This is a genomic window from Brevibacterium sp. K72 (assembly GCF_050562175.1).
Taxonomy (GTDB): Bacteria; Actinomycetota; Actinomycetes; order Actinomycetales; family Brevibacteriaceae; genus Brevibacterium; species Brevibacterium casei.
Map to the genome: position 1 here is coordinate 3,438,750 of NZ_CP191582.1, position 22,039 is coordinate 3,460,788.

Annotated in this window: 20 protein-coding genes; 4 read left to right on the forward strand and 16 right to left on the reverse strand. The window is 69.3% G+C overall.

Annotation, left to right across the window (positions count from 1 at the left end):
• Positions 1-23: 23 nt before the first annotated feature.
• The 12 genes from ACQ1RG_RS15475 to rimP all read right to left on the reverse strand — a co-directional run bounded on the left by ACQ1RG_RS15475 (position 24) and on the right by rimP (position 13,611).
• Entirely contained in the window at positions 24-692 is a 669-nt protein-coding gene (locus ACQ1RG_RS15475; protein ID WP_227007248.1) for a TetR/AcrR family transcriptional regulator, read from the reverse strand.
• Positions 693-802: 110 nt separating this feature from the next.
• Positions 803-2,077: a M16 family metallopeptidase gene (locus ACQ1RG_RS15480; RefSeq protein WP_095376487.1), complete on the reverse strand. Its 1,275-nt coding sequence runs from the start codon at positions 2,075-2,077 to the stop codon at positions 803-805.
• Between the two features lie 83 nt (positions 2,078-2,160).
• The gene (locus ACQ1RG_RS15485) at positions 2,161-4,392 is read right to left on the reverse strand and encodes a polyribonucleotide nucleotidyltransferase (RefSeq protein WP_095376486.1); all 2,232 of its coding nucleotides are present in this window, start codon (positions 4,390-4,392) and stop codon (positions 2,161-2,163) included.
• A gap of 289 nt (positions 4,393-4,681) precedes the next feature.
• Positions 4,682-4,951, reverse strand: coding sequence for a 30S ribosomal protein S15 (gene rpsO, locus ACQ1RG_RS15490; RefSeq protein WP_009378450.1), 270 nt, complete (start codon positions 4,949-4,951; stop codon positions 4,682-4,684).
• A gap of 93 nt (positions 4,952-5,044) precedes the next feature.
• A complete protein-coding gene (locus ACQ1RG_RS15495) occupies positions 5,045-5,983 on the reverse strand; it encodes a bifunctional riboflavin kinase/FAD synthetase (RefSeq protein ID WP_063249018.1) in 939 nt (312 codons plus the stop codon).
• A 152-nt stretch (positions 5,984-6,135) separates the two neighbouring features.
• On the reverse strand, positions 6,136-7,062 hold the full coding sequence (gene truB / locus ACQ1RG_RS15500; protein ID WP_009378448.1) for a tRNA pseudouridine(55) synthase TruB: 927 nt from the start codon (positions 7,060-7,062) through the stop codon (positions 6,136-6,138).
• A gap of 4 nt (positions 7,063-7,066) precedes the next feature.
• Positions 7,067-7,945, reverse strand: a complete 879-nt coding sequence (locus ACQ1RG_RS15505) for a hypothetical protein (protein WP_009378447.1) — start codon at positions 7,943-7,945, stop codon at positions 7,067-7,069.
• Positions 7,946-8,150: 205 nt separating this feature from the next.
• Complete coding sequence (gene rbfA, locus ACQ1RG_RS15510; RefSeq protein ID WP_009378445.1) at positions 8,151-8,588, reverse strand: 30S ribosome-binding factor RbfA; 438 nt, start codon at positions 8,586-8,588, stop codon at positions 8,151-8,153.
• Positions 8,589-8,706: 118 nt separating this feature from the next.
• Positions 8,707-11,544 carry a translation initiation factor IF-2 gene (infB, locus tag ACQ1RG_RS15515; protein ID WP_040341774.1) on the reverse strand — a complete coding sequence of 946 codons (2,838 nt, stop codon included), beginning with the start codon at positions 11,542-11,544 and terminating at the stop codon, positions 8,707-8,709.
• Between the two features lie 134 nt (positions 11,545-11,678).
• Positions 11,679-11,885: a YlxR family protein gene (locus ACQ1RG_RS15520; protein WP_009378440.1), complete on the reverse strand. Its 207-nt coding sequence runs from the start codon at positions 11,883-11,885 to the stop codon at positions 11,679-11,681.
• A 190-nt stretch (positions 11,886-12,075) separates the two neighbouring features.
• A complete protein-coding gene (nusA, locus tag ACQ1RG_RS15525; protein WP_009378438.1) occupies positions 12,076-13,038 on the reverse strand; it encodes a transcription termination factor NusA in 963 nt (320 codons plus the stop codon).
• A gap of 108 nt (positions 13,039-13,146) precedes the next feature.
• Complete coding sequence (gene rimP, locus ACQ1RG_RS15530) at positions 13,147-13,611, reverse strand: ribosome maturation factor RimP (protein WP_009378436.1); 465 nt, start codon at positions 13,609-13,611, stop codon at positions 13,147-13,149.
• 154 nt (positions 13,612-13,765) lie between these two features.
• Here rimP and ACQ1RG_RS15535 point away from each other — a divergent pair, with 154 nt between their 5' ends.
• Together ACQ1RG_RS15535 and ACQ1RG_RS15540 are read left to right on the forward strand one after the other, a co-directional pair.
• Positions 13,766-14,722 carry a hypothetical protein gene (locus ACQ1RG_RS15535; protein ID WP_009378430.1) on the forward strand — a complete coding sequence of 319 codons (957 nt, stop codon included), beginning with the start codon at positions 13,766-13,768 and terminating at the stop codon, positions 14,720-14,722.
• The gene (locus ACQ1RG_RS15540; protein WP_009378428.1) at positions 14,719-15,738 is read left to right on the forward strand and encodes an aminoglycoside phosphotransferase family protein; all 1,020 of its coding nucleotides are present in this window, start codon (positions 14,719-14,721) and stop codon (positions 15,736-15,738) included. The genes ACQ1RG_RS15535 and ACQ1RG_RS15540 overlap by 4 nt, the downstream gene beginning before the upstream one ends.
• A 44-nt stretch (positions 15,739-15,782) precedes the next feature.
• On the opposite strand, the gene ACQ1RG_RS15545 is transcribed toward ACQ1RG_RS15540, so the two are convergent.
• Positions 15,783-16,592, reverse strand: a complete 810-nt coding sequence (locus ACQ1RG_RS15545) for a TSUP family transporter (protein WP_009378426.1) — start codon at positions 16,590-16,592, stop codon at positions 15,783-15,785.
• A gap of 10 nt (positions 16,593-16,602) precedes the next feature.
• A complete protein-coding gene (locus ACQ1RG_RS15550; RefSeq protein ID WP_430600244.1) occupies positions 16,603-18,513 on the reverse strand; it encodes a proline--tRNA ligase in 1,911 nt (636 codons plus the stop codon).
• A 192-nt stretch (positions 18,514-18,705) separates the two neighbouring features.
• Between ACQ1RG_RS15550 and ACQ1RG_RS15555 the strand changes: the two genes are divergently transcribed.
• The gene (locus tag ACQ1RG_RS15555) at positions 18,706-19,437 is read left to right on the forward strand and encodes an NUDIX hydrolase (RefSeq protein ID WP_430600245.1); all 732 of its coding nucleotides are present in this window, start codon (positions 18,706-18,708) and stop codon (positions 19,435-19,437) included.
• Between the two features lie 11 nt (positions 19,438-19,448).
• A complete protein-coding gene (locus ACQ1RG_RS15560) occupies positions 19,449-19,841 on the forward strand; it encodes an RNA-binding S4 domain-containing protein (protein WP_009378365.1) in 393 nt (130 codons plus the stop codon).
• A gap of 27 nt (positions 19,842-19,868) precedes the next feature.
• Here ACQ1RG_RS15560 and ACQ1RG_RS15565 read toward each other — a convergent pair whose 3' ends face one another.
• Both ACQ1RG_RS15565 and ispG read right to left on the reverse strand, forming a co-directional pair.
• Positions 19,869-20,747 (reverse strand): DUF4081 domain-containing GNAT family N-acetyltransferase, encoded by an 879-nt coding sequence (locus ACQ1RG_RS15565; protein ID WP_100227458.1) that lies wholly within the window; start codon positions 20,745-20,747, stop codon positions 19,869-19,871.
• Between the two features lie 11 nt (positions 20,748-20,758).
• Entirely contained in the window at positions 20,759-21,907 is a 1,149-nt protein-coding gene (ispG, locus tag ACQ1RG_RS15570; protein WP_009378363.1) for a flavodoxin-dependent (E)-4-hydroxy-3-methylbut-2-enyl-diphosphate synthase, read from the reverse strand.
• Positions 21,908-22,039: the final 132 nt, after the last annotated feature.

The following is a 22,039-nucleotide window of genomic DNA, read 5'->3' on the forward strand; positions in this document are numbered from 1 at the left end:
CTGACGCGCCGGAGGACCGTGCGTCAAGAGTGCGGTGGGAGTGATTCCCCGGGTGCTCTGCCGCCCGGTGCCGCGGACGTGGCATCGCGGGCGAGGAGGGTGTCAGCGAACTCCTCGACCCACGCGAGCATCGTCGCCCGCTCCTCCTCTCCCGGGCCGACCATGAGGCGGACGGAGAGGCCGTCGAGGTAGGCGAGCAGCCGGGTCGCCGCGACCGCGGCAGGCTCCCCCGGGTCCTCGCCGTCCAGGGCGAACTCCCCGGTGGCGACGCCGTCGGCGATGACTCTGGCGAAGACGTCCTGCCATTCCCGGTCGAGGACGGTGAGCGTGCTCTGGATCTCCGCATCGAAGAGCGCCGAGGACCACGCGTCCATCCAGATCGTCCACGCCCGCGTCGACCCGCTGGGCAGGTACCACGCGAGGAGGTCGGACAGTCGTGCCGTCGCCGGGGCGTCGGTGTCGACGATCTCGCGGGCGCGGTTGAGGTCGGACTCGCCGGCGTGGGCGAAGGCGGCCGCGACGAGGGCTTCCTTCGTCTGGAAGTGGTAGATGACGAGGCTCGCGCTCAGGCCGAGGCGCCCGGCGACGTCGGCGACGCGCAGCGCACGCAGTCCGGTCGCCTCGATCTCGTCGACGGTCGCCGCGAGGATCTCCTCCCGGCGCACCGATGCCCGCTTCCGGCCCATTGCCATCCCCTCGACGGATCCTTGCTCAGTCCCGGACGCTGCCGTCCGGTAGCGGGGCGGAGTGCCCCATGAGCGTCCATCGTACTCAACGGTCGTTCAGGCGCGGGACGGTCTGCTCAGATCGCGACGTCGGTGGGAGGTCCGACGAGGGAGAGCGCCTTGGGCTGGCCGAGCAGCTGTCCGGCCATGCCGCTCACCTGCTCCGGGGTGACGGAGCGGATGCGCTCGATGAGGTCGAGCGGAGGTTCGATGGGGATCCCGAAGATCTCGGCCCGAGCGAGGCGATTCATCCGCGCCGCCGAGGATTCGAGTCCGAGGACCATCGAGCCCGAGAGCTGGGAGACGATCTCGTCGAGTTCGCTGCGACTCGGCGCGTGCTGCGCGAGACGGTCCCATTCGCTCAGCGCGAGGTCGAGGACGGCCTGCCCGTTCTCGGGGCTGCATCCGGCATAGATCCCGAACGTCCCGGTGTCGGTGAATTGGCTGGCGGTGGTGTTGACCGCGTAGGCCAGCCCCCGCTCCTCGCGGATGCTCTGGAACAGCCGCGACGACATCCCGCCCCCGAGGAGGGTGAGCAGGACCGAATAGACGAACCGGTCCGGGTGGCCCTCGGGCAGCCCCTCGCATCCGAGCAGCATCCCCAGCTGCTCGGTGTCCTTGGCCGTGTGAGAGCGTCCGGTGAGGAAGTCCGGCCGGGTCCGCGCCGAGGCGGCAGCGTGGGGATGTCCGCCCCCGACGGTCCCCGGGGTGAGGATCTGCGCCCCGCCGAGGCGGTCGGTCGTCTCCGCGTCCCGGGCGACGGTCGTGGCGAAGGCCCCGGTCTCGGCCAGCGCCCGCTCGACCATTCCGACGACCTCGGCGTGGTCGGCTCCCCCGGCGGCGGCGATGATGAGCCGGCGGGGCACGTACGTCGACGCGTAGTGGTCGAGGAGGGTGTGGTGTCCGAGGACGCGGATCTGCTCCTTCGTCGCGCCCACCGGGCGGGCGAGGGGGTGGTCGCCGAAGACGAGGGTGTCGAAGTCCTCGAAGAGGACATCGCCGGGATCGTCGGCGGCCATGGCGAGCTCTTCGATGATGACGCCGCGCTCACGCTCGAACTCGGCGCTCTCGAGGGTGGAGTCCGAGACCATGTCGAGCAGGAGCGCGGTGATGTCGGGCAGGTCGGTGACGAGGCACCGCGAGTAGTAGCAGGTGAATTCCTTCGCCGTGATCGCGTTCGAGTCCCCGCCGGTGCGGTCGAAGGCGGCGGCGATGGCCAGGGCGTCCTTCGTCGAGGTGCCTTTGAAGAGCATGTGCTCGAGGAAGTGGGTCGATCCGGCGGTGTCCGCGGATTCGTCGCGGGAGCCCGCTGCGACCCAGATGCCGATGGTCTCCGAGGCGAGACCGGGCATGTGCTCGGTGATGACCGTGAGACCACCGGGGAGGACGGACCGAGCGATCGGTGCGTCCTCCCCGGTGTGGGCAGACTGGGAGATCAGTTCTCCGACTCCTCGTCCGATCCCTCGGAGTCCTCGTCCTCACCGTCGACGACGGGAGCGAGCGAGAGCTTGCCGCGGTCGTCGATCTTCGTGATCTCGACCTGGACCTTCTGGCCCACGCCGACGACGTCCTCGACGTCCTCGACGCGCTTGCCGTCGTTGAGCTTGCGCAGCTCGGAGATGTGCAGGAGGCCGTCCTTGCCCGGGGTGAGCGAGACGAACGCGCCGAAGCTCATCGTCTTGACCACGGTGCCGAGGTAGCGTTCGCCGACCTCGGGGACCTGCGGGTTGGCGATCGCGTTGATCATCGACCGGGCCGCCTCGGCGGAGGTGCCGTCGGTCGCGCCGATGAGCACGGTGCCGTCGTCCTCGATGCTGATGTCGGCGCCGGTGTCCTCCTGGATCTGGTTGATCATCTTGCCCTTGGGGCCGATGACCTCGCCGATCTTGTCGACCGGGATGTTGACCGAGATGATCCGCGGGGCGGTCGCCGCCATCTCACCCGGGGCGTCGATGGCCTCGGCCATGACGTCGAGGATGACCATGCGGGCCTCGCGGGCCTGCTTGAGGGCGGCGGTGAGCACCGAGGAGGGCAGACCGTCGAGCTTCGTGTCGAGCTGGATCGCGGTGACGAAGTCACGGGTGCCGGCGACCTTGAAGTCCATGTCGCCGAAGGCGTCCTCGGCACCGAGGATGTCGGTGAGTGCCGCATACGCGGTCTGCTCGCCCTGGTCGGTGGAGATGACGTCGGAGACGAGGCCCATGGCGATGCCGGCGACAGGCGCGCGCAGGGGCACACCGGCCGAGAGCATCGACAGGGTCGAGGCGCAGACCGAGCCCATCGAGGTCGACCCGTTCGAGCCGAGGGCCTCGGAGACCTGACGGATCGCGTACGGGAAGTCCTCACGGGAGGGCAGGACCGGAGCCAGTGCGCGCTCGGCGAGGGCGCCGTGGCCGATCTCGCGGCGCTTCGGGCTGCCCACACGGCCGGTCTCACCGGTCGAGTAGGGCGGGAAGTTGTAGTGGTGCATGTAGCGCTTCGAGGTCACCGGGGACAGCGAGTCGATCTGCTGCTCGAGCTTGAGCATGTTGAGCGTCGTGATGCCGAGGATCTGGGTCTCACCGCGCTGGAAGAGAGCGGAGCCGTGGACGCGCGGGATGACGTCGACCTCGGCCGAGAGCGGACGGATGTCCTTGAGCCCACGACCGTCGATGCGGATCTGCTCGGTGAGGATGCGCTTGCGCACGATCTGCTTCGTCAGCGCGTTGAGAGCCGCCGCGATCTCCTTCTCACGGCCCTCGAAGCGCTCTCCGAGCTTGTCGAAGAGCTCAGCGAGGAGCTCTTCGCCCGCGGCTTCGCGCTCCTGCTTGTCGGCGATCTGGAAGTTCTCGGTCTGCTTCGCCTCGGCGAGGTCCTTGACGGCCTCGAAGACGTCGTCCTGGTAGTCGCGGAAGACGGGGAACTCGACGGTCGGCTTCGCGGCGAGGTCGGCGAGCTCCTGCTGGGCGCGGCAGAGTTCGGCGATGAAGGGCTTTGCGGCCTCGAGCCCCTCGGCCACGACCTCTTCGGTGGGGGCCTTGGCCCCGGTCTTGACGAGGTCGAGGGCCTGGTCGGTGGCCTCGGCCTCGACCATCATGATGGCGACGTCGTCACCGACCATGCGACCGGCGACGACCATGTCGAAGACGGCGTCGTCGAGCTGCGAGAAGTTCGGGAACGCGACCCACTGGCCGTCGATGAGGGCGATGCGGACACCGCCGATGGGGCCGGAGAACGGCAGACCCGAGAGCTGGGTCGACATCGACGCGGCGTTGATGGCCAGGGCGTCGTAGATGTGGTCGGGGTTGATCGACATCACGGTGACGACGACCTGGACCTCGTTGCGCAGGCCCTTGACGAAGGACGGGCGCAGCGGGCGGTCGATGAGGCGGCACGTGAGGATCGCATCGGTCGAGGGACGGCCCTCGCGGCGGAAGAACGAGCCGGGGATGCGGCCGGCGGCGTACATGCGCTCTTCGACGTCGACGGTGAGAGGGAAGAAGTCGAAGCCCTCGCGGGGGTTCTTACCGGCCGTCGTGGCCGACAGCAGCATGGTGTCGTCGTCGAGATAGGCGACGGCGGAGCCGGCGGCCTGCTTGGCCAGGCGACCGGTCTCGAAGCGGATGGTGTGCGTGCCGAAGCGACCGTTGTCGATCGTTGCGACCGTGGATTCAGGGGTGGTTCCCACGTGATCTCCTTGTTCGGTGCCGAGTCCGGGCGACGGGTGCTCGCCCTGTCGGCGGACAGTGTGGAAGACGCCATGGAATCAGGGCCGGTCATCGATCGGGGCCCACGGAAGGTTCCCTCCGGAGGCCACTACCGAGGACCGAAACGTCCATGGGCGTCCGCCGGTCAGTCTACAGCAGATGCCGATGACGGCCAGTGAGCCTGCTCCCAGGCCCGGAGACGACTCCCAGGCCCGGAGACGACGAACGCCCCGCCGGTGAGGGCGGGGCGTTGGACGAGATCGGATGCGATCAGCGGCGCAGACCGAGGCGCTTGATGAGCGAGCGGTAGCGCTCGATGTCGACCGCCTGCAGGTACTTGAGCAGACGACGGCGCTGGCCGACGAGGAGCAGCAGGCCGCGACGCGAGTGGTGGTCGTGCTTGTGGTCCTTGAAGTGCTCGGTGAGATCGGTGATCCGGCGGGTGAGCAGGGCAACCTGAACCTCGGGAGAACCGGTGTCGCCCTCGTGAGTCGCGTATTCCTTGATGATCTCCTGCTTGGTGGCAGTATCGAGAGCCATGGAGTTCTCCTGACGTATCGTTGCGCGGCGCCGGAACCTGTCTGTTCCAGCCCTATGGGACCGCGGCCGGTGAAAACGGCAGAGGTCAGCTTATCAGGTGTGGAGCACCTCGCGCACATCGGCGATGTCCTCGTGCATCTGCGCGATGAGGTCGTCGAGGCCGGAGAAGGCGACCTGACCGCGGATGCGGGCGACGAACTCGAGGACCATGTGCCGGTCGTAGACGTCGAACTCCCCGAACTCCTTGTCGAGCACATAGGCCTCGACACGGCGGTCACAGCCCTCGAAGGTGGGGTTCGTGCCGACCGAGATCGCGGCGGGGAACGGGTGGTCCTCCCCCTCGAAGCTCGCCCAGCCCGCGTAGACGCCGTCAGCGGGGATGAGGCCCTCGCCGTCGGCGGAGAGGTTCGCCGTGGGGAAGCCGAGATCGCGTCCGCGGGCGTCGCCGTGGACGACGGTGCCCTCGACCCGGTGGTAGCGGCCGAGCTGATCGGCCGCCTCGGCGACATCGCCTGAGATGATCTGGTCACGGATCCGCGACGACGAGTACCGTCCCCCGCGTCCGACCTCGTCGATCGTCACGGTGGTGAACCCGAACTCCTCGCCGAGGCGGCGCAGGGTCTCGATGGTCCCGGCGTTGTCGTGGCCGAAGCGGACGTCGTCGCCGACGACGACACACCGGCAGTCGAGGCCGTCGACGAAGTAGCGGGAGACGAACTCCTCAGGGGTCTGAGCGGCGAAGTCGAGATCGTAGGGCTGGATGAAGAGGGCGTCGATGCCGGTCTCAGCGATGAGCTGCGACTTCTGGCGCACACTCGTGATCATCTGCGTCGGCGTCTCGGGCTGGTGGACGGTGCGCGGGTGCGGGTCGAAGGTCATCGCGACCGATCGCAGGGAGTGCTCGTCAGCCTCGGCGGCGACGGCGCGCAGCACGGTCTGGTGGCCACGGTGGACGCCGTCGAAGTTGCCCAGGGTGATGACGGTGCCGATGCCGTCCTGCGGGACCTCGTCCAGCCCGTGATAGATCTCCACTCGAGCGCTGCTCCTTCCGTGCACCGACTCAGAGTATCGCAGTGGGATGATGCGTGCGAACCGGTCCTCAGCGGGGGCTCTCCATGCGCGCGGAGCGGCCGCTGTGAGTCGGTTTCCGCCCGATCGGTCGGTTCGCGACGCCCCGCGGCGGCTCAGGCGAGGCCGATGGCGAACGCGGTGCGGGACTTGAGGCTGCCGTCTGCGCGGACCTCGGCGACGGAGACGAGTTCGCCGGCGCTGGTCACGGCGACGTCGCTGCCGTCGACCCCGGTCGTCGTCCACGGTCCGGCCAGGGACTTGCCCTGCATGAGGTCCCTCGCCCCGGCCGCATCGACGGTCACGGTCGGGAGCAGCTGGGAGGCCGCCTCGGCGAGCGGGATGAGTGGCGGGGCGGGGGTGTCGAGGTCGTCGGGGATCGTCACAGCGCCCTGGAGGTCGAAGGGCCCGACCCGAGTGCGGCGCAGTGCGGTGAGATGACCGTGGACCCCGAGGCCCGCACCGAGGTCGCGGGCGAGGGCCCGGATGTACGTTCCCGAGGAGCAGTCGACGACGACGTCGAGGTCGATGTGTCCGCCCCCGGCACTGTCCCGCCGGGTCTCGAGGACGTCGAACTGCGTCACCTCGACTCGGCGGGGTTCGAGGACGACGTCCTCGCCGGCTCGGACACGCGCATACGAGCGCTTGCCGTCGACCTTGATCGCCGAGACGGCGCTCGGGACCTGGTCGATGGGCCCGCGCAGGGCGGTGACCCCGGAGGCGATGTCGGCGTCCGTGACCGCAGCCAGGCGCGCGGGGTCCGCGAAGACGTCCGGTTCGGAGTCGGCGTCGTCGGTCGGGGTGCCGGCGCCGAGGCGGATCGTCGCTGCGTAGGTCTTCGACACCCCGGTGATGTGGCCGAGCAGCTTCGTTCCCCGACCGAGGCCGAGGACGAGGACGCCGGTGGCCATCGGGTCGAGGGTGCCGGCGTGGCCGACCTTGCGGGTGCCGTACCAGCGGCGGATGCGGGAGACGACGGCGTGGGAGGACAGCCCCTGCGGTTTGTCGCAGACGAGGATGCCCTGCGGGGAAGTCTCGCTCACCTGGTCAGTTGAACGAGGCGTGGACGTGGTCCATGTGGTTCTGCGTCGCCGAACCGCGGTCCTCCATCGACTTCCAGCCGCGGCCGGGCATCCAGATGCGCTTCTCGAAGATGACGTACTTGACGTTGAGCGCCTTCGCATTCTTGATGAGGTACTCGGAGATGCGGTCGCCGGTCGAGCCGGCGATCATGATGTCGACGGCTTCGCCGGTGTTGTGGTCCGAGCCGGTGCCGGGGCGACGGCCACCGAAGGTCTTGACCTCGGGGAACTTCGCGCACACGGCACGGTAGCCGTTGACGGCGTTGGGCAGGAGACCCGACTCGATCGAGGACGAGACCTTGCACGGGGGCGTCTCGACGCCCGACGGGGTGCTGCCGCCGCCCTTCGACTCCGACTTCTCCTCGCCCTTCGAGCCCGACGCGCTCTTCGAGGCCTGCGCGCTCGACTCCTGGGTCGGCTTCGGCTTCGGGGTCTTGACGTTGAGGGTGGTCTTCGAGGAGGTCTTGTTCTTGTACTTCGGGTCCTTCTTGACCTCTTCGATGTACTCCTTGCCGGCCTTCTCGCGCTGTGCGTCGATCTCCTCCTGGCTCACGCCGGTGGAGGCGGGCGCCTCCTGCTGCTGCGAGGTGCTCGCGGCCTCGGTCGTCACTTCCCCGGTCTGCGGGGGTCCCATGACGACGCTCGAGCCGACGACGGCGGCCGTCGCGGCGGCCGGCACGGCGATCGCTGCGACGACGGGCCGCTGCTTGACCGTGGCGAGCACGGACGTGGCCGTCGAGGGGGCCTCAGCCGAGTGCCGACCGGTCGAGCGCTTGGCCGCGGGAGCGAGGTCCCGGATCAGTTGCTTGGCGAAGCCGGGCTTTGGTGAAGAGTGCTTACCCAATGCAGAAATCCCTTAACAGAGTCGTAATCAGATCGTTACCCGAAAAAGTCTAGGGCATCGCGGAAAGATAACAAAACTGTTACGCAGGATTTTTCTGCCCATCGTGAGCAAGGTCGCTTCCGCTCCCCCACCCGGCTACCGCCTCGGCGAGGGCGCGGCACACGGGTCGGCGCCGGGACCGCCCGCCCTCACCTCGGCGGATGTCTCAGGACTCGTCGGACTCGACCTCGGACCGCTTGTACGGGTCGGCGTCGCCGGCGGGCTTCGCATCCTTCTTGAGATCGGCGATGCGCGCGTCGTCGGCGGCCGCTCGGGCGAGGAGGTTGTCGAGGCGCAGCGCCTCCTCGGGGACGGCGTCGGCGATGAACTCGAGGCTCGGGGTCAGCCGGATCGTCAGACCCTTGCCGACCTCGGAGCGGATGAAGCCCTTCGCGGATTCGAGCGCCTTGGCCGTCGACTCGAGGTCGGCGCCGTCACCGTAGACGGTGTAGAAGATCGTCGCGTGCTGGAGGTCGCCGGTGACGCGGACATCGGTGACGGTGACGAAGCCGAGCCGGGGGTCCTTGAGCCTGCGTTCGATCGTGCTCGCGACGATGACCTTGATCTGGTCGGCGATCTTGCGTGCGCGGGTTGCGTCTGCCATGTGGTGTCCTTTGTCGTGGCCGGTCGGGTGCCGGTGAGTGCTGGGAAGAAGTCTATAAGGAGCGAAGCGGCCGGTGCGTGATCGCACCGGCCGCTTGGCCAATCAGCTCACGAGAGCGTCAGTCGCGCGGCTTCTCGCGCATCTCGAAGGTCTCGATGATGTCGCCGACCTTGAGGTCGTTGAAGCTGCCGAGTCCGATGCCGCACTCGTAGCCTTCGCGGACCTCGGTCGCATCGTCCTTGAACCGCCGCAGCGATTCGACCTTGAGGTTGTCGCCGATGACCACGCCGTCGCGGGTGACCCGCGCCGCCGAGTTCCTCGTGATGACCCCGTCGCGGACGATCGAACCGGCGATGTTGCCGAACTTCGAGGACCGGAAGACCTCGCGGATCTCCGCCGAGCCCGTCTGGACCTCTTCGAACTCGGGCTTGAGCATGCCCTTGAGCGAGTTCTCGATGTCGTCGATCGCCTGGTAGATGACCGAGTAGTAGCGCACGTCGACGCCTTCGCGGTCGGCCAGGTCGCGGGCCTTGGCCTCGGGTCGGACGTTGAAGCCGATGACGATCGCGTTGTCGACGGTGGCGAGGTTGATGTCGTTCTCCGTGATCGCACCGACGCCGCGGTGGATGATCCGGAGGTCGACCTCGTCGCCGACGTCGATCTTGAGCAGCGAGTCCTCGAGCGCTTCGACGGCACCGGAGACATCGCCCTTGAGGATGAGGTTGAGCATGTCGACCTTGCCCTCGGCGAGTGCCTTGGTGAAGTCCTCGAGGCTGATCCGCTTGCGGCCGCGGGCCTGGGCGGCGTTGCGCTCGATGGCGTCGCGCTTCTCCGCGATCTGGCGTGCGGTGCGGTCGTCATCGGTGGAGATGAACGAGTCGCCGGCGCGCGGGACCGAGGAGAGTCCGAGCACCTGGACGGGACGCGAGGGTCCCGCCTCGGAGACGGAGTTGCCATTCTCGTCGAACATCGCACGCACACGGCCGAACGCGGTGCCGCAGACGATCGCATCGCCCTGGCGCAGCGTGCCCGACTCGACGAGGACAGTCGCGACGGCGCCGCGGCCCTTGTCGAGCTTCGCTTCGATCGCGATGCCGCGGGCTGCCTTGTTCGGGTTCGCCCGCAGGTCGAGCGCGGCGTCCGTGGTGAGCAGGACCGACTCGAGGAGCTCGTCGATGCCCTCGCGCTTGAGCGCGGAGATCGGGACGAACATCGTGTCGCCGCCGTACTCCTCGGCCACGAGGTTGTACTCGGTGAGCTGCTGCATCACCTTGGCCGGGTTGGCGCCGTCCTTGTCGATCTTGTTCACCGCCACGACGATCGGCACATCCGCCGCCTGAGCGTGGTTGAGCGCTTCGATCGTCTGCGGCATCACACCGTCGTCGGCGGCGACCACGAGGATCGCGAGGTCCGTCGACTTCGCACCGCGGGCACGCATGGCGGTGAACGCCTCGTGACCCGGGGTGTCGAGGAAGGTGATGCGACGCTCGGAGCCCTCGTGCTCGACCTCGACCTGGTAGGCACCGATGTGCTGGGTGATGCCGCCGGCCTCACGGGCGACGACGTTGGCCGAGCGGATCGCGTCGAGCAGCTTCGTCTTACCGTGGTCGACGTGACCCATGACGGTGACGACCGGCGGGCGGGCGACGAGATCGTCGTCGTCCTCCTCGGCGGCTTCCGCATCGAGGTCGATGTCGAAGGTCTCGAGCAGCTCACGGTCCTCGTCCTCGGGTGAGACGATCTCGATCTTGTAGCCGAGCTCCTCACCGAGCACCTGGAAGGTGTCCTCGTCGAGGGACTGGGTGATCGTCGCCATCTCGCCGAGGTGGAAGAGCACCGTGACGAGGTTCGTCGGGTCGGTGTTGATCTTCTCGGCGAAGTCGGCCAGCGACGAGCCGCGGCGCAGGCGCAGCGGCGTCTCGCCGTCGCCGCGCGGAACCGTGACACCGCCGATCGACGGTGCCTGCATCTGCTCGAGCTCGGCGCGCTTGGCCCGCTTCGACTTCCGGCCCTTCTGGCGGGGACCGCCGCCGCGGCCGAACGCACCCTGGGTGCTGCCGCGACCGCGACCCGAACCGCGACCGCCGCCCGGGCCTCCGCCCGGTCCGCGACGTCCTGCCGGAGCGCCGCCGGGTGCGCCGGCGGGACCGCCGGGTCCACCGGCGGGAGCGTTGCCGCGGCCGCCTCCGCGTCCTCGGCCCGGAGCGGGCTTGTTGAGCGCGGAGTTCTTCATCATCGACGGGTTGGGGCGGGGGGCGCCGGGCCGAGGACCGGCTGCGCCTGCCTCACCGCTGGGGCGCGGAGGACGCTGGCCGGGCTTGGGCATGCCCTGCGAGTTCGCGAACGGGTTGTTGCCGGGACGCGCACCGCCCTGACCGCCCTGGCGGCCGCCGGGCTTCGGGGCACCTGAGCGTCCACCGGGCTTCGGCATGCCCTGCGAGGGAGCGAAGGGGTTGTTGCCGGGACGAGCGCTGCCCGCACCGCCCTGACGACCGCCGGGCTTCGGGACACCGGGCTTGGCCGCACCCGGCTTCGGGGCTGCTGCGGGCTTCGGAGCCGCCGGACGTGCCGGGGCTTCGTCAGCCGCCGGGGCGGGCGCCTCGGCCGCAGGCTTCGCGGCAGGCTTGGGTGCCGACTTCGCCGCCGGCTTGGCAGCGGACTCGGACTTCGCCGCCGGCTTGGCGCCGGGCTTCGCTGCCGGCTTGGCAGCCGGAGCGCCGGGCTTGGCCGCGGCCTTTCCGGGCTTCGCAGCCGGCTTCTTGGTCGAATCGCCTCCGGCCTTGCCGCCGGCAGGCGCGGAATCGGCGAATGCCTCCTTCACCCGTCGCACGACGGGGGCTTCGAGCGTCGAGGAGGCGGACGAAACGAATTCGCCCATGTCCTTGAGTTTCTCGAGGACGATCTTGCTGGTTGTGCCGAGCTCTTTCGCGAGCTCATGGACACGGGGCTTTGCCACAGTTCTCCTGTCCGGGTTCCTTCCCGGTCAGGAAGAAACCTCATCAATGAAGAGCAGGTCTCATTACACTGCTCTCTCGAATTCCGGTGAGGGTGTCATCGCACGACACTCACTACTTGTCATCCATTCTTGGCTCACCCGTTCTGTCTGGGTTCGGTGTCCAGCTCCGGAAGGTCCGAAGCGGTGATCTTCGTCCGAAAGGCTCGGGCGAAGGGAGCGGATGTCCGCGCCTTCTCGAGGCACTTCGCATCCGGGTGCATCCAGGCCCCTCGTCCCGGCAGTGTCTTCGACACGTCGGGGACGATGGCCGGCCGCTCGTCGGGGCGATGCACGAAGCGCATGAGCTCGTCCCGATCCGCTGTCTGCCTGCAGGCGATGCACGTCCGTTGGGGTGCACTGCCAGCATTCACAGTCAACAATTCTACAGCACTTCCATTCCCGGTTCCGCCACCGGCGAACGTGGTCGGGATCACGCCGAGGCGTTCGGGCGCCTTGTCGGGACCGCAGCACGCCTCGCCGAGGCGGTCGCCCTCAGTCCTCGGCGACGATGTCGATCTTCCAGCCGGTGAGCTTCGCGGCCAGGCGCGCGTTCTGGCCCTCCTTGCCGATCGCGAGCGAGAGCTGGTCGCGCGGGACCACGGCCCGGGACTCCTGGCTGCCGGCGTCGAGGATGTCGACGCGGGTGGCCTTCGCCGGGGAGAGGGCGTGGGCGACGAACTTCGCCGGGTCGTCGCTGTAGTCGACGATGTCGATCTTCTCCTGCCCGAGCTCGTTCATCACCGCGCGCACACGGGAGCCGAGTTCGCCGATGCACGAGCCCTTGGCGTTGACCCCGGGTTTCGTCGCACGGACCGCGAGCTTCGTGCGGTGGCCCGCCTCTCGGGCGAGGGAGACGATCTCGACGGTGCCGTCGGCGATCTCGGGCGCCTCAAGGGCGAAGAGCCGGCGGACGAGGTTCGGGTGGGTGCGTGAGACGGTCACCGAGGTGCCCTTGGGTCCCTTGTGGACGTCGGCGATGTAGACCCGCAGCCGGGTGCCGTGCTTGTACTCCTCGCCGGGCACCTGCTCGTGCGGGGGCAGCACCGCTTCGACCTCGCCGAGGTCGACCTGGACCATCTGCGGGTCCCGACCCTGCTGGATGGTGCCGGAGACGATCTCTCCCTCCCGCCCCTTGAAGGAGCCGAGCAGGGTTTCGTCCTCGACATCGCGCAGACGCTGGTGGATGACCTGGCGCGCGGTCTGCGCGGCGATGCGTCCGAAGCCTGAGGGGGTGTCGTCGAATTCGCCGATGGGATTGTCGTCGTTGTCGAATTCGACCGCCCAGATGCGCACCTCTCCGGTGGACTTGTCGAGTTCGGCACGGGCATCGGGCCACGCGCCCTCGGTCTTCTGGTAGGCAAGGAAGAGCGCCTGCTCGATGAGTTCGATCAGAGTGTCGAACGGAATCTCGCGCTCACGTTCGATGACGCGCAGAACATCGAGATCGATATCCATGGCCCTTATCCTCTCCGGCCCCAGGCGGTGCGGTCGTGCCGCTGACCGCCTGACGCATTGAATTGTCGGTGTTCACTTATCAGGCGAACCAGTGTATCGCAGTTGCCCTCACCGGAACTTCAGCTCCACCTGGGCCTTGACGATGTCGCTGAGGCCGACCGACCGCTTCTCCCGCCGGGCGGGGTCGGTGCCGCTGATCGCGTCGTCGGCGACCTCCTCGAGGTCGAGCTTGAAGCTCTCCTTCTTCGTGCTCACCTCGAGCCGGCGCCCGAGCACCCGCCGGAAGTGACGCGGCTGTTCGAGCTTCCGGGTCGCTCCGGGGCTCGTCACCTCGAGCTGGTAGGGCTTGTCGCGGAAGACCTCCACGGAGTCGAGGGCATCGCCGACGATGCGCGTGGACTCAGCGATCTTGTCCATCGACATCGGCTCCGCGGTCGACTCGTCGAGGTCGACGACGACCGTGAGCGTGCGCCGCTGTCCCGCGGCGACGGCCTTGACGGTCTCGAGGTGGAACCCGGCCTCGGCCAGGGGCTCCCTCAGCAGCGCCTCGATACGTGCGACGTCCTCGTCCATGCTCTCTCCGTTCCTCTCGTGACGACTGCTGACCACACCGATCGGGAGCCGTCCCACCCTCGTTTCCGAGGGCCGCCGAGCCGGTCCCGTCACCGGTGCATCCCACCCTATGCGAGACCCCGGGCGAAGGTTAAGCATCCGCTACGATTGCCCTATGCGTTCTCCCCTCACCCGTCGTTCCGTCCTCATCGTCGGCGCGGCGGGGGCAGGGCTCGGCCTCCTCTCCGGGTGCGGACTGCGCCTCGACACTCCCCCGGAGATCCCGACGCTCGATGCCTCCCAGGAGCTGCGCAACCGCATCGCCCGGATCCTCGCCGAGGCGTCGGTGACCGACGGCGATCCCGAGACCGCCGGTGAGGACCTGCAGAAGCTCCGGGACGCGATCGGTCCCGTCTGGGCCCCGCCGAGCGAGCTCGCGACCGAACCTCCCCCCACGGAGCAGCCCCGTTCCTACCTCGATGCCGCCCAGGCGGTGTCCACGGCCGTCTTCGACGCCGTCTCCCAGCTCGGCTCGGGTCTCATCCCCGTCCTCACCGACGTCGCCACCGGGTGCGCGCTCACCGCGGGAACGGTGCGCGCTGAGATCCGCGAGGGTGCCGAGCAACGCCTCCGTGAGGCCTTCGCCGGTGCCGCCGACGATGCCCGAGCCACCCCCGCCGAGGCGGCCCCGGATTCCTCACCCGGTCAGGACGGCGGGGCGAAGGACTGGAACACGATCCTCGATCAGGCCCGCGCCGCCGCGTACGGCTACGAGCGCCTCGCCGTGCACTTCGATCGGAAGTCCCGAGAGCGGCAGAGCGCCCTCGACCGGCTCGAATCGCTCGGATCGCTGGTCGGAGAGATGCTCGAGAACCTCGGTGAGAAGGCGGCCGGCCCCGACGCCCCGGCCTGGAAGCTCGATCCGAGCCCGACGGATGCGGAGTCGGCCGCGCAGCTCGCCCTCTCCCTCGAGGACGCGGTCGCCGCCTCGCTGCTGCCGTGGCTGCGCACCGATCCGGCCGCGGCCCTGCGGGTGTGGGAGTCGGCGCGGGCCAGGGAGGCCTTCGCCGCACCGCAGCCGCTGCGCTACACCTATGACGCCGGGCCGGAGTCGCCGAAGGCCGGGACGTGAGGGTCCCGCCCGTCCTCTACCGGTCGACGCGCGACATCATCGGCACCGCGCGCACCGACGCCTGGGTCGCAGCCCTCGACTTCATGGCCCATGAGCTGGGTGAGCGGTGGAATCTGCGCTTCGACGAGGTCCCCGGCGCCCCCTGGGCCGGATGCGAGAGTCTCGTCATCCCCGTCCTCACCCAGGAGAACTACCAAGGCGTGCTTCGGTTCGCGGCCCCCACCTCGGCGCATACGGCCGCGCACGCGCAGGCGCTGCGGGCGCTGAAGATGTGGAACGGGCACGGAGCGGTGCGGGTGATCCGCGACGACCGCAGCTTCCGGGTCACCCTGCAGGAGCGGCTGCGGACGAAGGCGAACCTCTCCGTGCTCCCCCTCGCCGAGGTGCCGCCGGTGTGGGGTGCGCTGCAGAAGTCCCTCGAGATCCCCGCCGGGCCCGACTTCATGCGCGTCCAGGACATGGCCGCGGGCTGGCTGTCGACGTTCGAGGCCGATGCGACGCTGCTGAGCGGATGGTCGCAGACCGTGCGCGAGGACGCCCACGTCCTCGCCCATGCCCGCACCTGGATGCACACGCTGGCGACCTCGGAGGAGAACTGGCTCATCCACGCCGACCTCCACTACTACAACATCCTTGCCGGCAACCCCGACGCCTCGGGCGTCTCGACGTGGAAGGCGATCGACCCGCAGCCGCTGTCGGGGCCGACGGCGTACACGATCGCCCCCGTCCTGTGGAATCGGCTGACGGAGATCCCCTCCCGCATCCCCCGGGAGCAGGCGGCCTGGCTGCGCGGCTTCGCCGCCGACCTCGCCCGCCATGCCGGCATCGATCCGCAGTACGGCATCGGTGCGGCGGTCGCCCGTGAGGTGACGAACATGTTCTGGTACCTCCGCTCTGCCCGGAACGGAACCCCGGAGTCCCTCGCCGATGCCGCCCGCTCCCTGTGGGTCGCCCGCGCGCTCACCGGTGCCGACGTCCTCGGCGTCGACGCGCACGCCCTCAAGGCCATCGGCTAGGCGGACATCAGTCACGCGCGGCTCCTGCCCGCTGCGGCGCTCCCCTACCGGATGAGGTCGGAGACGACGTCGGAGCCGAGTTTGAGGATCATCGCCGAGACCACGACGACGAAGACGATGCGCACGAACCCCGAGCCCTTCGCGATCGCGGTGCGCGCCCCGATGATCCCTCCGACGACGTTGCCGGCGGCGACGACGAGTCCGAGCAGCCAGACGACCTGGCCGTCGGGGACGAAGTAGACGAGTGCCCCGAAGTTCGTCGCCCAGTTGACGACCTTCGCCGTCGCCGAGGCCTGGAGGAACGAGAAGCCGATGATCGAGACGAAGGCGATGACGAGGAAGGACCCGGTGCCGGGGCCGAGCACTCCGTCGTAGACGCCGATGATGAGCCCGATGAGCCACGACAGGGCATGGTGGCGCTTCGAGGTCTCCCCGTAGCGGAGACTGACATCGGCGCCGAGGCTGGGGTTGAGCAGGGTGAACAGCCCCACCCCGATGAGGGCTGCGAGGATGATCGGGGTGAAGAGACCCGCGGGGACGAGGGTCGCGAGCTTCGCCCCGATGACGGCGCCGAGGAAGGCCGTGGCCGCGGCGGGGATCGTCGCGGACCGGTCAGGGGTGATCCGTCTGAGGTACGTCACCGCCGAGGCGGTCGTCCCCGCGATCGACCCGACCTTGTTCGTCGCGACCGCCTGGACCGGGGTCATCCCCGGGACGAGGAGGAGCGCGGGGAGCTGGATGAGTCCCCCACCGCCGACGACGGCGTCGATCCACCCGGCCAGGGCTCCCGCGGCGAGCAGCCACAGGAGCATGACGAGGGTGACGTCGATGCCGCCGGTGAGGACCTCGCTCATCGGCGCCCGGTCACGCCTTCGGTGCGGACTCGGCCTCGGCGCTCGCGGCGGCGGCCTCGGCGTCGTCGATCGCGGCCTCGATCGAGTCCTCGACGACGGCGGCGTCGCCGGCGGCGGCAGCCCGGGCGTAGGCGGCACGGACGTTCGCCACGGTGGTCGGGACCACCTCGGCGAGGGGAAGCTCACGCTTGTCGTCGGCGAAGCGGTCACGGACCTCGACGACCCCGTCGGCCAGGCCCCGGCCGACGACGATGAGCGTGGGGATGCCGATGAGCTCGGCGTCGGCGAACTTGAACCCGGGCGAGACCTTCGTGCGGTCGTCGAGGAGGACGCTGACCCCCTCGGCCTCGAGCTCGGCGGTGAGCGCCTCAGCCGCCTCGGCGATGTCCTCACCCTTGCCGGCGGCGATGATGTGGACGTCGGCCGGGGCGAGGTGCTGGGGCCAGAGGAGGCCCGCCTCGGTGTGGTACTCCTCGGCGATGCACGCCATGACCCGGGTGACGCCGAGGCCGTAGGAGCCCATCGTCACGGTCGCCGTCTTCCCGTTCTGGTCGAGGACGGTGAGGTCGAGGGCCTCAGCGTAGCGGCGGCCGAGCTTGAAGATCTGGCCGATCTCGACGCCGCGGGCGAGTTCGAGCGGTCCGGAGCCGTCGGGGGCGGGGTCGCCGATGACGACCTCGGCGGCCTCGATCGTGCCGTCGGAGACGAAGTCACGGCCGGCGACGAGGTCGAAGACGTGCTTTCCGTGCTCGTTGGCCCCGGTGATCCACCGGGTGCCGGGGACGATGCGGGGGTCGAGGAAGTAGCGCAGCTTCGTCGAGCCCTCGAGGCCGAGGACCGGGTGGTCGAGGTCGAGGCCGGGGCCGATGTAGCCCTTGACGAGTTCGGGGTGCATCGCGAGGTCCTCGGCGGTGGCGGCCTCGAGGTCGACCTCGCCGGTGTTGAGCATCCCGGTGCCGGCGGCGCGGTCGAGGTCGACCTCGCGGTCGCCGGGCAGGCCGATGACGATGACCTCGCGGGTGCCGTCGGGGTGGGTGAGCGCGCAGACGACGTTCTTCAGCGTGTCCGCGGCGGTCCACTCGCGGTCCTCGCGGGGGTGGTCGGCGTTGGCGGCGGCGACGAGGGTCTCGATCGTCGGGGTGTCCGGGGTGTCCTCGACATGGGCGGCGGGGATGCCGTCGAACGGGATCGGATCGGGGACGACCGAGGTCACGGCCTCGACGTTGGCGGCGTACCCGCCGGCCGAGCGGACGAAGGTGTCCTCGCCGACCTCGGAGGGGTAGATGAACTCCTCGGTGCCCGATCCGCCCATCGCACCCGGGGTCGCCTTGACCGGCAGGCAGGGCAGGCCGAGGCGGGCGAAGGCGCGGAGGTAGGCGACCCGCATCGCCTCGTAGGAGGCGTCGAGTCCGGCGTCGTCGATATCGAAGGAGTACGCGTCCTTCATGATGAACTCGCGCCCGCGCAGGAGGCCGGCGCGGGGGCGGGCCTCGTCGCGGTACTTCGTCTGGATCTGGTAGAGCGAGAGCGGAAGGTCCTTGTAGGAGGAGTAGAGGTCCTTGACGAGGAGGGTGAAGAACTCCTCGTGCGTGGGCGCGAGGATGTAGTCGTTCTTCTTCCGGTCCTGGAGGCTGAAGAGGTCGGGACCGAAGGCCTCCCAGCGCCCGGACTGCTTGTACACCTCGGCGGGCAGGAGGGAGGGGAAGTGGACTTCCTGCGACCCGGCGCGGGCCATCTCCTCGCGCACGATCGCCTCGATCTTCCCGAGCACGGCGAGTCCGAGCGGCAGCCACGTGTAGATGCCGGGGGCCGAACGGCGGATGTAGCCGGCGCGGTGGAGGAGCTTGTGGCTGGCGACTTCGGCGCCGACCGGGTCTTCCTTCTGGGTCCGGACGAACAGCGACGACATGCGCAGGGCCATGGGCGTATCTCCTTGGGCGACTCGGGGGACAGATCGAAGACTATCCGCCCGCGTGCGCGTGCGTCCATTCGCCTGGCCGTCCCCGTCCGGCGGTGCGAGTCCGACAGGTGAGCTGGACCGTTTTCTCCGGTGGATCGGGAGCCAACTAGACTGGTCAGCGCTGTCGATTCCGTTGACCCGATCGTGAAGAGCATGCCTGACACCACCCAGCTGTCCCAGTTCCCCCGGCCCTCGGTCGCCGTCGACACTGCCGTCCTCTGCCCCGTGCCCGACCGGGGCCTCAACGTGCTCCTCACTCTCTCCCGCGACGGACGCTGGCAGCTTCCCGGGTCGATCCTCCGACCGCAGGAGCGCCTCGCCGAGGCGGTCGCCCGGTGCCTGCGGGAGAAGGCTCAGCTCGTCGACCGCTCCCCCGTCCAGCTCCACGTCTTCGACCAGCCCGACCGCGACGATCGGGGCTGGGTGATCTCTGTGGCCCACCTCGACGTCCTCTCGGCCGCCGATGTCGGACTCGGTGAGAGCGCCGACGACGGGAGCGTCGCCGGTGGGGACGAGGGCGTGCCCCGCAAACTCGTGCCCGTGCACACGGTCGCCGAGCTCAGCGACGAGCACCAGGAGATCGTCCGCGTCGCCGTCCACCGGCTCCGCGCCCTCCACGAGCGCACACCCGACCCCTTCGGGCTGCTGCCCGAGGAGTTCTCGCTGCGTCAGCTGCGCAGCCTCCACGAGGTCGTCGCCGGCGAGGAGCTGCAGGCCGATACGTTCCGCCGCACGATGCTGCCGCTGCTCGACGCCACCGGCCGCGCGGTCACCCAGGGGCGGGGCCGGCCGGCGCAGACGTTCACGAGGCGCTCGGAGATCGCCCTGCGGCAGGACTCCAGGGGCGGTCTCGACGGGCCGGGAGTCGGCATCCATGCGCAGTGAGGGCGGTTGCCGTGGACATTGACCGGACACCGGGCGCGACGGTGCGCATCGACGTGTGGCTGTGGACCGTGCGGATGTTCAAGACCCGCAGCCTCGCCACCCAGGCGTGCCGGGGCGGCCACGTCCAGGTCGACGGGCAGCGGGTCAAGGCCGCGCAGAAGGTGACGATCGGCCAGGAGGTGCGGGTGCGCAAGGCGGGCACCGAGTTCGTCTGGAGGATCACCGGCATCCTCCCGACGAGGCCGGGGGCCGCGATCGCCGTCGGCGCCTACGAGGATCTCACCCCGGCCCCCGACCCTGCGCTGCGCGGGTTCGTCCCCAAGCGCGACAAGGGGCTGGGACGGCCGACGAAGAAGGACCGCCGGGACCTCGACCGGCTCCGCGGCCGCCGCCCCGAGCGCTGATCTCAGCAACCCTCCGGGCGCTGCGCGTCAGTACATCACGGTCGCGAAGGTGCCGACCTGGTCGAAGCCGACGCGCCGGTACATCCGCAGCGCCGCCTCGTTGTAGTCGTTGGCATAGAGGCTCACCGTCGGGTGCCCGGCAGCGCGGGTCTGGACGACGACGGCGGCCATGCCTGCGGCACCGAGTCCCTGGTTGCGCGCCTCGGGGTGGACCCACACGCCTTGGACCTGGACGATCCGGGGTGAGCGGATGCCGATGTCGGCTTTGAAGAGGACCTGTTCGGTACGGTCGGTGGCCGGCCACCTCGGCGCGGGCTGGCCGGAGGGCAGGGAATCGGAGATGCGCACGAACGAGTTCCCGCCGCGGATGATGCCGCGCACCCGCGCGAGATAGCTCGACTCCCCGCCTTCGATGGGCGAGAAGCCGACTTCCTTGGTGAACATGTCGACGCTGGCGGGGAACACGGTCGGCAGCTGGTCGACGGTCGCGAGGCGGACGTCCGGGTCGGGGTCGACGAGCGGATCGGAGCTGATCGCGAGCAGGGGCTGGCGTCCCCGCACCCCGCGCGGCCTCCCCCACTTCAGCCGGGAGTCGAGGTCCATGATGACCTCGCGCCGGCCGATGAGGGAGCATGACGACCGGCCGTCGGCGTTGAGCTTGCGCGCGAGCACCTCGTTCGTCGCCGGCGTGGCTGCGACCGGGATGATGTTCCCGCCCACCCAGTACGCGGCGACCGGCCGGTCACCGTCGAAGACCCCGTAGAGGGCTCCCGCCGGGGACCCGGTCTGCGCGGTGCCGGTGACGTTGAGGAGCGCGAGCAGGTAGACGTTCTCGCACGGATTGAGGGTCAGCTGGCTCTTCAGCCACGCGGTGTGCCGATGCCCGAGTGGAGCGATTCTCAACACATCGGGATCTCTCAGCCGACGACGACTTCCGGCGGACCGGAGGGAACGTCGGAGTCCTCAGCGATGCGCATGGCCTCTTCGATGAGCGTTTCGACGATGAGGGACTCGGGCACGGTCTTGATGACCTCGCCCTTGACGAAGATCTGTCCCTTCCCGTTGCCGGAGGCGACTCCGAGGTCGGCCTCGCGGGCCTCACCGGGTCCGTTGACGACGCAGCCCATGACGGCCACGCGCAGCGGCACCTCCATGCCCTCGAGTCCGGCGGTGACCTTCTCGGCGAGCGTGTAGACGTCGACCTGGGCCCGACCGCACGAAGGGCAGGAGACGATCTCGAGCTTGCGCGGCTTGAGGTTGAGGCTCTCGAGGATCTGGTTGCCGACCTTGACCTCTTCGACCGGGGGCGCGGACAGCGAGACCCGGATCGTGTCGCCGATGCCCTTCGAGAGCAGGGCGCCGAAGGCCGTGGCCGACTTGATCGTGCCCTGGAAGGCGGGGCCGGCTTCGGTGACGCCGAGGTGGAGGGGCCAGTCGCCGCGTTCGGCGAGCATCTCGTAGGCCCGGACCATGATCACCGGGTCGTGGTGCTTGACGGAGATCTTGAAGTCGTGGAAGTCGTGCTCCTCGAACAGCGAGGCCTCCCACACGGCGGACTCGACGAGCGCCTCCGGGGTGGCCTTGCCGAACTTCTCCATGATCCGCTTGTCGAGCGATCCGGCGTTGACGCCGATGCGGATCGAGGTGCCCGCGTCCTTGGCCGCGGCCGCGATCTCCTTGACCTGGTCGTCGAACTTGCGGATGTTGCCGGGGTTGACGCGCACGGCCGCGCAGCCGGCGTCGATCGCGGCGTAGACGTACTTCGGCTGGAAATGGATGTCGGCGATGACGGGGATCTGCGACTTCTGGGCGATCGCGGGCAGAGCGGCGGCGTCGTCGGCCGAGGGGCAGGCGACGCGGACGATGTCACAGCCCGAGGCGGTGAGCTCGGCGATCTGCTGGAGGGTCGCGTTGATGTCCGTCGTCGGCGTCGTCGTCATCGACTGCACGCTGATCGGGTAGTCGGAGCCGACTCCCACCTTCCCGACGTGGATCTGCCGGGTCTTCCGCCGAGGTGCGAGGACGGGAGGCGGAGGCGCTGGCATTCCGAGGTTGACCGATGTCACGAAGACGATCCCTTCATTTCGGCTGTCGGCGGCTGGATCGCAGCCGCCTCGGCCCGATAGTACGAGTCATTCTCATTGTAGGTCGATCGGTGCGTCCGCGACCGGTCGCCCCCGGTGGGATCCCTCACGACC